General features: G+C 40.8%; 13 protein-coding genes. 6 read left to right on the top strand and 7 right to left on the bottom strand.

Going from position 1 to position 12,579, the window contains the following annotated elements; translation table 11 throughout:
- Window positions 1–8: 8 nt before the first annotated feature.
- Complete coding sequence (locus EHS11_RS19390) at window positions 9–449, bottom strand: hypothetical protein (RefSeq protein ID WP_135766044.1); 441 nt, start codon at window positions 447–449, stop codon at window positions 9–11.
- Window positions 450–739: 290 nt separating this feature from the next.
- On the opposite strand from EHS11_RS19390, the gene EHS11_RS19385 reads away from it, so the two are divergent.
- Window positions 740–1,156 (top strand): hypothetical protein, encoded by a 417-nt coding sequence (locus tag EHS11_RS19385; protein ID WP_135766043.1) that lies wholly within the window; start codon window positions 740–742, stop codon window positions 1,154–1,156.
- 28 nt (window positions 1,157–1,184) lie between these two features.
- Here the strand turns inward: EHS11_RS19385 and EHS11_RS19380 are convergent, their stop codons facing one another.
- A complete protein-coding gene (locus tag EHS11_RS19380; RefSeq protein WP_135766042.1) occupies window positions 1,185–2,036 on the bottom strand; it encodes a YihY/virulence factor BrkB family protein in 852 nt (283 codons plus the stop codon).
- A gap of 204 nt (window positions 2,037–2,240) precedes the next feature.
- On the opposite strand from EHS11_RS19380, the gene EHS11_RS19915 reads away from it, so the two are divergent.
- From EHS11_RS19915 to EHS11_RS19365, 4 genes are read left to right on the top strand one after another with little or no spacing between them, the layout of a single operon-like run.
- A complete protein-coding gene (locus EHS11_RS19915; RefSeq protein ID WP_167837214.1) occupies window positions 2,241–2,402 on the top strand; it encodes a hypothetical protein in 162 nt (53 codons plus the stop codon).
- A 54-nt stretch (window positions 2,403–2,456) separates the two neighbouring features.
- Window positions 2,457–4,391: an ABC-F family ATP-binding cassette domain-containing protein gene (locus EHS11_RS19375; protein WP_135766041.1), complete on the top strand. Its 1,935-nt coding sequence runs from the start codon at window positions 2,457–2,459 to the stop codon at window positions 4,389–4,391.
- Window positions 4,388–4,738, top strand: coding sequence for a rhodanese-like domain-containing protein (locus EHS11_RS19370; RefSeq protein WP_135766040.1), 351 nt, complete (start codon window positions 4,388–4,390; stop codon window positions 4,736–4,738). Before EHS11_RS19375 ends, EHS11_RS19370 begins: the two co-directional genes overlap by 4 nt.
- A 19-nt stretch (window positions 4,739–4,757) precedes the next feature.
- Window positions 4,758–5,810 carry a 3-deoxy-7-phosphoheptulonate synthase gene (locus EHS11_RS19365; RefSeq protein WP_135766039.1) on the top strand — a complete coding sequence of 351 codons (1,053 nt, stop codon included), beginning with the start codon at window positions 4,758–4,760 and terminating at the stop codon, window positions 5,808–5,810.
- Between the two features lie 56 nt (window positions 5,811–5,866).
- On the opposite strand, the gene panB is transcribed toward EHS11_RS19365, so the two are convergent.
- Genes panB through EHS11_RS19350 form a run of 3 tightly spaced genes read right to left on the bottom strand, consistent with a single transcriptional unit; the run spans window position 5,867 to window position 7,989 of the window.
- On the bottom strand, window positions 5,867–6,670 hold the full coding sequence (panB, locus tag EHS11_RS19360; RefSeq protein ID WP_135766038.1) for a 3-methyl-2-oxobutanoate hydroxymethyltransferase: 804 nt from the start codon (window positions 6,668–6,670) through the stop codon (window positions 5,867–5,869).
- The gene (gene folK, locus EHS11_RS19355) at window positions 6,645–7,118 is read right to left on the bottom strand and encodes a 2-amino-4-hydroxy-6-hydroxymethyldihydropteridine diphosphokinase (protein WP_135766037.1); all 474 of its coding nucleotides are present in this window, start codon (window positions 7,116–7,118) and stop codon (window positions 6,645–6,647) included. The genes panB and folK overlap by 26 nt, the downstream gene beginning before the upstream one ends.
- 1 nt (window position 7,119) lies before the next feature.
- The gene (locus tag EHS11_RS19350) at window positions 7,120–7,989 is read right to left on the bottom strand and encodes an ATP-binding protein (RefSeq protein WP_167884507.1); all 870 of its coding nucleotides are present in this window, start codon (window positions 7,987–7,989) and stop codon (window positions 7,120–7,122) included.
- A 233-nt stretch (window positions 7,990–8,222) separates the two neighbouring features.
- Here EHS11_RS19350 and fcpA point away from each other — a divergent pair, with 233 nt between their 5' ends.
- The gene (fcpA, locus tag EHS11_RS19345; protein ID WP_135766035.1) at window positions 8,223–9,119 is read left to right on the top strand and encodes a flagellar coiling protein FcpA; all 897 of its coding nucleotides are present in this window, start codon (window positions 8,223–8,225) and stop codon (window positions 9,117–9,119) included.
- Window positions 9,120–9,178: 59 nt separating this feature from the next.
- Here the strand turns inward: fcpA and EHS11_RS19340 are convergent, their stop codons facing one another.
- Together EHS11_RS19340 and EHS11_RS19335 are read right to left on the bottom strand one after the other, a co-directional pair.
- Entirely contained in the window at window positions 9,179–11,716 is a 2,538-nt protein-coding gene (locus EHS11_RS19340; protein ID WP_135766034.1) for an ABC transporter permease, read from the bottom strand.
- Complete coding sequence (locus tag EHS11_RS19335; protein ID WP_135766033.1) at window positions 11,713–12,435, bottom strand: ABC transporter ATP-binding protein; 723 nt, start codon at window positions 12,433–12,435, stop codon at window positions 11,713–11,715. The genes EHS11_RS19340 and EHS11_RS19335 overlap by 4 nt, the downstream gene beginning before the upstream one ends.
- Window positions 12,436–12,579: the final 144 nt, after the last annotated feature.

The raw sequence follows: 12,579 nt of genomic DNA, 5'->3' as shown, positions 1-12,579 counted from the left end.
ATCTCTCCTTAATTTTGGCTATGATCATGAAGGCCTTCTTCATCGTGACGTTTTTCCAACTCATCGTATAACTCTTGTTGGTCTTCATCGAAAAATAATTCGTATCCGATACGCAAACATACCGAATCCTCCCCATCTTCTCTTTCTCCCGCGAGAATCACATTCATGGCAAAAAAAGTATCTGCCTCCGCTTCATCCAAAAAAGTATCAGTAGCTTCCCATTCTCCGAAATCAGGCACGTCTTTTTTACGAAACGGTTCCAGAATCTCGTCGAACTCTTCCGTAATATAATTAAATTCTCCCGATTCGCTATCTATAATGAATTGAACGTGATGACAGCCGGGGCCATCGTCTTCGAGCGGGGACAATACTTGAGTTCCGCATGCCGGGCAATGAATACGCGGATCTATGCCTCCGTTCGGCCAAGTGATATTAACTGTTTCGATCATAATCTTTCCCTCCATGAGAGATGATATAATATCCTCTCAAGGATCGTTCTATATGAAAAGAAGATTCCTTTTTTTTCTTCCCAACTTTCGTCACGGCTTTAGGTTTATTCCTATTCCCAAAACAAAAAAGAAAACGAAAAGGGCCCTATTTTTGGGAAATTCCCCTCCAATCCGGCTCTATGTAAGATTTTATTTGGTACCTGTTTTCCTACCAGATCCTCGGATACAAAAATAAAAAAAGATATTCGGTTTGCTTTAAAGAAAGGATACGAACTTTATAAAAAAAACAAATGGGTATAGTAGACCAGAATTTTGGAGAGGCATTTCGTTCTTCCTTTCGCGAATTTTTCGGAGAAGAAGGAGAATCCGATTGGGAAATTTACGATCTGATTTCCAATGAAGAATTGGTTGGAAACACTTGGATGACATTTACAGTCCGCAATCCTCTTGCGGGAAGAGCGCTTGTATTCCGTTACGATACCACCGAACATAGATTTTACGCTTTTCTGAAGGTTCAAGTCATTCCGGGAGAAGAAGATTGGAATCTGGACCAGTTGTTTAAAAAGAAAGGTTATACCGAATTGGATTCGGCAGGAGTGATCAGCGAAAGCGGAGAATGGCTTTTTCATTCGCTGGCACGCCATTATTTTTCGATCATACTTTCCTTTTGTCCTAGAATTTTAGAACCTGATTTCGTACTGGATTGATTTCTGTTTTTAAAGATTTGATCCTCTGTCATTGATCTTCATATTTGACTCTTTTTTTCGGTTTTTTCACAAGATCAAAATTGCTGATTCGATTCCATACGGCGCCCCAAAGAAAAAAAGTGGCGTTCATATAAGCAAATATCATTAGCACTACCATCTTGGAAAGCAAATCGTAAGCGAAAGAATAATTTACGGCAGCATCTTTAAACTGCAAATAAGATTGATAACCGAGTGTAACGGGTACCCATAATGATGCGGCAAGAATCGCGCCGGGCAAACTATCTTTAAATAAGGTTCTTTTTTTTGAAACATAGGAATAAAAAAAAGTAAACAAACTAACAATGATTAAGAATGCGATGATGGGTAAAAAAATCTCAGGGTATTTTCTGAATACGGATACTTTCCAATTTCTGAATAAATATTTCTCGAAATGAAATAACCCGTAGCTGATATAAAAATATAAAATCAACAAACCACCTGCTACAAGCAGCAAACGTAAATTGATCCATTGGTTTCTAAAAAAACCGATTTTGGAATCGTCATCATTAATGAATCGCAATGCTTTTCCGATCGCACCGAAAATGGCAAGACAGGAAAAAAAGGAAAAAATAAGACTTAAGGTGAGTATCTTAATACTTTTAACTTTTGTTAAATTTTCGATGCTTTTGTCTATCGGTTGAAAGATAGGCTGAGGAAGAACCTTCCCTACCTGGTCGGTGAGCATATTGATCGTTTTCGGATCTTGTGCAATTCCCAAAAGGGAAACAAACACAACTAGCAAAGGAAATAAAGTGAGAAGGAACGTAAATGAGATCTCGGAGGCCAAACCGTGGATGTCATAATCGTAAAGATGTTTGAAAAAAAAGTGGATTCGTTTCAACAACTTGATTTTGGAATCGCACTATCTTTTGGCAAATCAGTTTTCTCTCTTAAATTCGGAAGCCCCGCTCGCTTTGCCGAGCTCCGAAACTAAAGGCAAAATGCCCCTAATACCGTTCTTACACAAAGATTATTTCTTGCCTGGGGCCCGAGTACAACAATCCTGGAAGAATCTTAGTGACGTACCTAAAAGGGGAAAACTTCCATGGCTGAAGAAAAAGAAAAGAAAAACAAGAAGATATCCAAAATGACCATCGATGAGATCGATGCTGCCATTAAAAAATCCGCAGAGTCAATGAACGGGCAATCCAGCCAGTACATTAAACACCTTCGTGAAAGAAAAGAGGAACTATTAGCCAAAAAATAAGGTTAATCCTCTAAAAATCAAACCCGTGTCATAGCGGGTTTCTCCCCGCCTCCCTTGATCCAATTTATACAAATCCACCAACACTACGGTCCCAAAGTTTTATTTGAGGGCTTCAGCTGGCATATCAAACCAGGCTGCCGGGTTGCACTTGTGGGACCGAATGGTTCCGGAAAGACAACTCTCTTTCAAATGGCTTCGGGAAAAACCAAACCCGAGTCAGGTGAAGTCATCCGCTCGAAAAATACGGTTCATTCCCTATTCCAACAAATCCCCGAATTTAACCCGGATGCAAAAGTAGTCGAAACCGTTTTATCCGAAAACAAACTGTACAATGACTATCTCGGAAAACGAAACGATATAGAACATCGTTTTGAAACGACGGATCCGGATTCGGAAGCCTTCGAATCATTGTTACATGACCAAAGTGACTTGGAAGAATTTGCCCATACTCACGACTTGCATGGATTGGAATCCAGAGCAAAAAAAATTCTATCAGGTCTCGGTTTCGGCCAAAACGATTTCGAACGCAAAACCAAGGAATTTTCTCCCGGTTACCATCATAGAATCGGGCTTGCAATCGCACTTCTCAATCCTCATAACCTGCTTCTTTTGGATGAACCTACAAACCATTTGGATGACAAAACCAAAAACTGGTTAGCAGATTATCTGATAGATCAAAACCAGGCATTCGTTCTGGTCACACATGATCCCGAATTTTTAAACAAAACGGTTTCTACGATTGTAGAGATCAATCCGCAAGGTGTTTTCGAATTTGAAGGAAGCCTGGAAGAATTTTTCGAAGCAAAAAATGAAATCCAGGAAAAGCTGAAAGTACAATTCGAAAAGGAAGAATCCTATCTCAAAACCAGAATGGAATGGGTGGAACGGTTTCGTGCCCAGGCAACTAAGGCGCGTCAGGTGCAATCCGTTATCAAAAGATTGAACAAAAGAGACAGGGTGGAAAATCCCGAAGAATCCTTTTGGAACCAAAAACCCGATTACCAATTTCAATTTGTTCCTTCCAGCAATATCATTCTCCGAATGGAGAAAGGTGTTTTTTCTTTTCCCGACAAAATCACAGGTCTGAAAAAAATTATCTTCGACGGGGCGGAAATGGAAATTTCCGCAACGGATAAAATCGCTCTCGTGGGACCGAATGGTGCCGGTAAGTCGACCATCATGCGGACTCTTTTGCAACAATACAAACTTGATTCGGGCTCCATTTACTACGGTCCAAAAACACAATTGGGTTATTTTTCCCAAACCCACGGGGAGGATTTGGACGAATCTCTCAACCTGGTTCAAACGGTAATGAAAAAATACCCCGAATTGAATGAAGAAAAAGCGAGGACTTTACTTGGTCATTTTGCATTTCCCGGAGACGGAGTTTTCAAATCCGTAAAACACTTATCAGGTGGAGAACAAAGCCGTCTTCGTTTATCACTTCTCATCCAGCAACCTACCAATTGCCTGTTTTTAGACGAGCCGACAAACCATCTTGATATTGTTATTCGGGAAGCGTTGAAACGGGCACTCTACGATTACCCCGGCTCTTTGTTGATCATCAGCCATGATCCGGATTTCCTAAAAGGACTTTGCAATCGTACCTTTCAATTGTCCGGGGGACAATTGCGAAATCTCAACTGCTCCTTTGACGATTATCTGAAGTTCCACAAGGAAGACCAGGAAGAGCCCGCCTGGCCTGCAAATAAAGAAAAGAAAGAGCTTAAAAAAGATACATCCGTAGCAAGCAAAAATAAACGCAAAAAACTGGAAAAAGAAATTCTGGAAATAGAAACTAAGTTGGAACGATTGGAAAAGAACCGAAAGGATAAAGAAGAGTTACTTCAAAATCCCGAGTTCTATAAAAACAGAAGTTTTCAAATGGAAATGGATACATATAACGAAATTAAAAATGAGATTGCGAGTCTAACTAGTAAGTGGGAGCTTGCAACTCAAGAGCTAGATGAGATAGGTGGTGCAGTATGAGTGTGGGAGTTCCTGAAATTGATGTACAATCCTTTAAGGCTCGCTTAGATGCGAGAACGCAAGGAAAGGATGACTTTTTTGTTTTAGATGTTCGTAATCCTAACGAACAACAAATTGCACTTGTCCCCGGCACGGACAAACTCATTCCTGTAGGGGAATTGGTAGCTCGAATCGACGAATTAAAAGACCAAAAGGAAAAAGAGATCCTCGTCTACTGCCGGTCAGGTGGTCGCTCGGGGATGGCCTGCGGGATCCTGGGACAAGCAGGGTTTAAATCTTTTAAAAATGTTGCCGGTGGAGTATTGGCTTACTCCGATCTAGTCGATCCGACAATGCAAAAATACTAGTCTAATTACTATAGATAGAATGAAAAAAACAGATAATTTAAGAATCCTCGAAGAGCACAGCCTTATCCCAGCCTCCGTAATTATGGAGGAATTTCCTTTGACCGACAGAGCGGCGGAAGTAGTCACCAAAACAAGAAAGGATATCTCCGACCTAATCCACGGCCGTGACAGCAAACGATTGCTAGTTGTTGTAGGACCTTGCTCCGTTCATGATACGGCTGCCGTTATGGAATATGCAGGCCTTCTTCTGCCCATGATTGAAAAATTCAAAGAAGAGCTTGTTATCGTAATGAGAGTCTATTTTGAAAAACCGCGCACTACAGTAGGTTGGAAAGGTCTTATCAACGATCCCAATTTGGACGGATCGTTTCATATCAACAAAGGTTTACAAACCGCACGCAAACTTTTACTCGACCTTAATAACCTGGGTATTCCTTGCGGAACCGAATTTTTGGATGTGATCTCTCCTCAGTACATTGCCGATTTGGTTTCTTGGGGAGCGATTGGTGCGAGAACCACGGAAAGCCAAGTGCATAGAGAGCTTGCTTCCGGGCTTTCCGCTCCTATCGGATTCAAAAACGGAACGGATGGAAATGTGCAGATTGCGATTGATGCACTTCGATCTGCCGGTTCTTCTCATCATTTTTTATCAGTTACCAATCAGGGAAGTTCCGCAATTTTCAAGACTGCGGGAAATCCTGACACACATGTGATTTTACGAGGTGGTAACAAAGGCCCGAATTACGACGAACAGTCAATAGGCGAACTAGGCGCTCAGATTGAACGAAGTAATCTCCCAGCCCGAGTGATGATTGACTGTTCTCATGGAAATAGCCAAAAGGATTATCGAAGACAACCAATCGTACTTGAATCGGTTGGTGATCAATTTGCGTCCGGATCCAAATACATTTTAGGTGTAATGGTGGAAAGCCATTTGAAAGAAGGCAATCAATCGATTGACGCCAAACCTTTGATATATGGTCAATCGATCACAGATGCTTGTGTTTCCTGGGATACTACGATTCCAATGTTGGAAAAATTGGCAGAATCAGTGAGAAAAAGAAAAGTTTAATAAAAAGACCTTCATGGGGGATCTTTCCGATCCCAGAAATCCACTTCTCTAAAAAATCAATCGCCGAAAGCGTTCTCTTCCTCAGGGAACGCCCGTTTTACGACATCGTCGTGGTATAAGCCGACCGCTTTTTTTACTTCACCTGCAAGATTTGCGTATTTTTTCAAAAACTTGGGATGAAATTCATCATTCATTCCCAAAAGATCCTGCATTACTAAAACTTGGCCGGAAGTATGTCTCCCAGCACCAATCCCAATTGTAGGCACGGAAATGGATTCAGTAATTTCTTTGCCCAAAGATTCGGGAATCATTTCCAAAAGAACGGAAAAAGCGCCTGCGTCGACAAGCTCTTTGGATTTTTGGATCATACGGGCACGGGATTCGGGAGTTTTGCCCTGAACTTTATAGCCACCCAATGTATTGAATGACTGGGGAGTGAGACCCAGATGGGACATCACAGGTACCCCCATTTCATTCAATCGATGGGTCAATTCGATAACAAGGTCCGAATCCCCTTCCAATTTTACACAATCCGCAGTAGTTTCTTTCATAATGGTTCCTGCCGCACGAATCCCATCTTCAACGGAAGTCTGGTAGGATAAAAATGGCATATCCGCAATGATCGGTTTATTCTGTGCACCTTTGCAAACAGCCTTAGTGTGATAGATAATATCTTCCAAGGTAACAGGCATTGTAGACCCATGGCCTTGAATCACCATCCCCATGGAATCTCCCACGAGAATGGAATCTATTTCCGTTTGGGCAAAAACTCTGGCAAAACTATAATCATAACAAGTGATAACGGAGATGGGAATTCCCGTTTCTCTCTTTTTTTTAAACTCTAGAATGATATTTTTCATTATAGACATCCTGAAAAACAGTATATAACTCGGATTCACCCATCTCACTTAATATTTGTTTAATGAAAGGGCGTGTGAATAGGGAATGATGCGGAAGAGTTAAAAAATCCGTATTCATCACTACGGATTCATAAGTTAAAATATCTATATCGATTTCTCTCGGACCTTTCCAGGAGCGATGCTGCCTTCCTAGTTTTTGTTCGATACTTTGCAGAGTTTCCAAAAGACAAGGTAAGGTAAAAGATGGAATGACTCTGATCTTGACGATCTGATTTAAAAAACTGGGTTGGTTTGTATTTTCCAACGGTAAAGTTTCGAGTGGTTTGGACTGAGATAGGATTTTAATCGCAGGTAAGAGCGAAATCTCCCATACCGCTTGTTCTAAATAATGGAAACGATCACCTAAGTTCGATCCAAGGGAAAGAAAAGCGATACTTGAGTATTTCACTTCAAACCCTCTCCGGTGTGAATTTCATCCTATAATCAGGACATTTCAACTGGATCTCTTTGGTCATTTCCATCAAACGGGAATAGATCCTTCCCTGACCTCTTTCTCTCCATTCATCCAAAGGATGGTTGGAAGTAAGAAGTGTGATCTTTTCCTGTTCGTAGCGGCTATCGATCAAATCGTATAACTTTCGATTGTTGAACTCTGATTCTTTTTGAACTCCGAAATCATCAATGACAAGTACATCCACATTGGCGAATTCGCGTTCAATGAATCTTTCCTGTCCGTGAGTTTCGCTGTCCGTTTGATAAGTGTCACGAATCGCAGATAGGAAGTCCTTATTAACTTTAGCATATTTGCATTTAACACCGTAACGGAAAATAAGTTCATTCAGAATCACACAGGCAAGAAGTGTTTTTCCGGAACCTGTACCTCCCCAAAGATAAAAACCTTGAGGAACAAAAGCGGGATCAGCCCAATTATGAACCAATTCATTGGCCCAATCATGCGCCACGATAAAGGAAAGATCAGGGTCGTGATTGCTCTCGCCCAAATCAATAGTTGATAAAAATTGAAATCTATAACGGGCAGGGATGTTTGCATTCTCTACCAATTGCTCCAAATTGCGAACCGATAAACGGGCATTATGGCAAACACACGGCAACATTCTATTTTGAGATTGGTCGAAGACCAAATAAGGAGCCTGGCCCTTCGACTCACATTTGTTACAGTCGGAACCAACGCAAAAACAGAGCGATAGAGCTCCCGAGCGGGAACCACGGACATTTTCCACAAGGGTAAAACCTACCCCTCCGCAGTTCTTACATTGGGGGCTACCTTCTCGAATGGCTGTTGCTTCAGAAAGATTCATCTTCAATTAGCAGTCTTCCCAAGCTTTCCCGCATGTCAAGAAATGAGATTCACAAGGGAATTACCGACTTATGTCTCTTATTTAGACTTTCCGGTCCGATTTTTCTGAAAGAAAAAGGTTTTTTTCCCAGTTAAATCGTTATTATTGACTAATTGGTTTCCGATACTTTCTTTGAAGAATTAGAATTATTCCTTTCTTCAAAATATTGAAAGAGACAAAAAGGTCACACGACTATGAAGATTTTTAAATATCTCCTCATTCTCCAGTTAGTGCTAGGATCTAGCGCAATATTCGCGCAAGATGCTAACGCTCAAGAAGGCCAAGCGGCAAAAGATCAAGTCGACGAACTTCTCAAAGGTGAACTCGTTCCTGAAAATGATGACGCTGAGCTAACTGAAGATCAGAAAAAAAGAAAAGCAACTGTGATGGAACACGAGTCCATCTGGAAAAACCCCGACTACAAGGGTTACAACAAAACTTTCCAAGAGTTGCACCAACTTTCCAAAACTTTTGCAAACAACCAATTCCGTTTGGCTCTTTCCAACTACCAATCTGGTGTAAATACCACTCTTAAAAACAGAGAATGGGTAGAACAATACCGTAAGGAAGAAGCAGAGAAAAAACGCTTAGATGAAAAATGGTACTGGCAAAAAGTAGATCGTCGTGCCAGAGAAGAAAGAGTTGTTTACCGCGAAAAAATGAAAGCGAAACAAGATGCTCTTAACTATTTCTCTAAAGCAATCAATCATTTAGATGAAATCAAAAACCCGGATCTAAGAGAAAGACCGGAATTCAAAAGACTGTTGAGCGACGTATATCGTTCATGGATTCTTGTTGAGTATGATTTACAAAATCTACCGCAATGTATCCCGATCTTAGAGCTTTACTTGGAGATTGATGACAACGAAAAGGAATACCCTGCTCACAAATACCTTGCGAGTGCATATTCTTTCGAAGAAAACATGATCAAAAAGTCCAAAGGACCGGATGATATGTTATTCAAATTCCGTTACAAGAAAAACGTTCACCTTCTTCGTGCCACTGAATTGAAATATGGAAAAGATTCTCCTGAATACAAACATATAGTAAATATCATCAACAGAGATGAGGTGATTTCGGTAGCACAATAATCCCGAATACATCTCTTTCAATGAAAAAGCCTGGTTGTAGCAACCAGGCTTTTTTTGTTTTATCTTACTTCTTTTAACAAAGTCTTCGGCGGCAGACGAAAGAGAGCGATCAACCCGGAAGCATATAATAATAAAGTGATGCAAACCACTACTGCAAACACTATGGTGAGCGATCCCCAAGGAATCACACTTGTTAATTCCAAAACAAACCGGTTCAGTATTTCATTGGAAACAAGCGAATAAACAAGCCCGATCAAAAACGAAACCGTAGCGATTAAGATGCCTTCTCTTGCAAAATGCAAAGACAAATAACGGCTGCGCGCACCGATTACCCGTAACAATGCAAATTCCTTTTTTCGTTCCAACTGACTGGAGTACAGCGAAGTCAAAACAAGCAAAAGGGAAGACGCTAAAATAAATCCGGTCATCAACCGAATCATCTGGGTCACCTTTTCCAAAATCCCCATAAAGGCCTGAACCGTTTTTTCCGTATCAATGACAGTTACGTTTGGATATTTTGAAACTACTTCTTTTTGCAATTGATACCGATCTCCGTTCTTTTCCAAAAGCAAAGAAGAGATATAAAAACGAGGGGCTTTTTCCAAAGTTCCTTTGGAAAAGATCACAACAAAATTCGGCTTCATATCCGACCAGTTCACAGAACGAAGGTTAGTAATTTTTCCCAAAACCTCCACGCCTTGCACGTTGAAAGTCAACGTATCCCCCACTCCCGCCTTCAAATATCCTGAAAAATCCTTTTCTACCGAGATTTCATTTATCTTGGAAGAATCCCACCATTCCCCGGATGTCACTTTCTCCGTTTCATAAAGTTCTTCTCTGTAAGATAAAAAATACTCCCGGGTTCGTGCAGTAGCTCTCCAATTTCGTTCCATTGCGTTACGAATCGTATCTTCTTTTTTGACAGGTTCTCCGTTCACCTTGGCAAGCCTTGCTCCGATGATGGGTGATACGAATTTCTTTTGAACGGGATACTTTGCAAAAATGGTTTCTATATTTTCTCTTTGGTCTTCTTTGATATCCAAAAGAAATACATTCGGTCTTCTGTCGATCTCACGGGCCCCGCTCAGTTCCATAAGACTTTCTTGTAAAACAAGTGAGAGACAAAGAATAAATAACGCAGACCCGAGTCCCAAAATAGACAAACGCATAGATCCTGATTTGCGAATTATTTTTTTGGTAACAAGACTCCATTCTTTGGAAACAAGTCCCCATTTGGTAAACCGAATCATCAAAAGCCCGAATAGTTTGAACAATCCGAAAACAAGTAATGGTAAACTAACAAGAATTAGTGAAAAAATAGATCCTTTCAAAAATGAATCGGTTTCATAGCTTGCCAGAATGAAAAACAAAAGATAAATTCCCAAAGAAGAAAATACAACCAACCTTTTATCACCTGTAGATTGTTCTCTGGATTCCACTTCTTTCAAAGCAAGTAGAGGTTTGATTCTGCCCGCTTCGATTACCAAAGGTAAAGCCACAAGAAGAGGAACAAAAATCCCAAGGAGCAAACTCCAAAGTAGTGATGAAAAACTAATCCCGGGAGTGATGGTTCCGAGAAACTCGGAGCCGGTGAAACTGGGAAGTAGTATTTGAATCTCGTATCCGATCCAAAGTCCGATTCCCGTCCCTAAGAGTGATACGATAAAAATCTCACTGATCACAAGTCCCAAAATGATCTTTGGTTCCGCTCCCAAACATTTCATCACAGCGATTTCATTTTTCTTTTCGCGGAGCCTCGTTCGAATCGTAGTATAAACTGAAATGGCTCCCAGGAAAAATCCCGCAAGTGCCAAGAGGGACATATAGTCGAATGTATTTGTCAGAAACTGTTGGGAACCCGAATTGACCTCGGTATTGTGGTAGATAGTCAGATCGTTTTTGATTAACTCTTCAAAATGTTTTTCTTTCCAACCCAAAGAATCTATGTTAGTCGGGATTTTTGCGAAGATGGTAAACCGAATCCTGCTTCCTCTTTGGATCAGGCCGGTTGCTTTGGCTGTTTCCTGTAAAATCACTGATGTCGGAGCCGATCCCACAAAAGACCCGACTGCCCCAGGCTCTTTCAAAATCCAGCCGGAAACGCGAAGCGAACTTTCCCCCAAACGAACGGAATCACCTAGCCTTACTTTCAGGTTTTCACCTAAATTTTTCTCGAGAAGGATCTCACGGGAGGAAAGTTTGCGATAAGCATCCTTGGGCTCCGTTTCAAATTGCCCGTAAAACGGGTAATTGGTCTCTACAGCCTTGATATAACTGAGGGAATTCTCCTCATTATTTGCAGAAATCACCATAGATAAAAATTGGATGGAGGAAGAAGTCTCCGATCCGGAAGGCAATGTCCGATCTACCAAAGATGTGGCTTCTTCCGTAACTTCTTGGGGGGATTGCAGTGCAAGATCGGCACCCATCAGATTCTTAGCTTCTTTTTGGATCGCAGATTTGATATTGTCCTTATAGGAATGGATTCCGATTACCGACCCGACTCCCAAGGCGATGGACAATAGAATCAAAAAGGAAAATTCCCATCTGGAAAACAGTTCCCGCTTTAAGTAAAATTTGAATAATCCGAGGTTCATTTTTTCTTCTTCTTAGCAGGTTTTGCTTTTTTAACCGATTTTGTTTCGGGAGGAGAAATGATTTCTCCGTCTCTCATCTCAAGAACCCGATCGGCAAGCTTTGCCACGGCAGGGTCATGGGTAACGATAACAAGCGTTGTATTTTGTTTCTTGTTTCTATCCAAGAGCAAATCCAAAACCACTTTACTATTTTTAGAATCAAGATTGGCAGTCGGTTCATCTGCAAATATAATCTTCGGCTCATTGATAAAAGCACGCGCAATTGCAATTCTCTGCTCTTCACCACCTGACAATTGTTTGGGAAAACTGTTTGCTCTGTGTTCCATGGAAACTGATTTCAATAGAATCATTGATTTTTCCAAAATTTCCTTCTCACTCAAACTAGTCTTTAGGTAAAGAGGCAGACCAACATTCTCCAGAGCGTTCATTCCCGGTAATAATTGAAAGTTCTGAAAGATAAATCCTATCTTCTCCGCACGCAAAGAAGCGAGATTTGTTTCTGTTTCTTTTGTTAAGTCTACATCATCCAATACTACATTACCTACATCCGGTTGATCAAGTCCGGCTGCGATACCCAATAGTGTGGACTTACCTGAACCAGAAGGCCCCATTATTGCTACAAATTCGCCAGATTTGACTCTAAATGATATTTTTTTGAGCACTTCAATAGCTTCAGGCTCGGATGGGAAAGACTTTGATACGTTTAAAAACTCTAACATTAGGGCTTTTCCTTACAAATTATTTCGTTTAACAGACAATCGATGACTAATCACGGGCAGTTATTTGTTTTCTTAATCGCATAACAGTAGAAATGCTGAATTTTTAATAACAATTGATTTTTTTTCTTTTTGCAGAATCGTTCC

The organism is Leptospira ilyithenensis, from assembly GCF_004771005.1.
In the GTDB taxonomy this organism is placed as follows: Bacteria; Spirochaetota; Leptospiria; order Leptospirales; family Leptospiraceae; genus Leptospira_A; species Leptospira_A ilyithenensis.
This window is presented reverse-complemented; position numbering and strand designations above follow the sequence as displayed.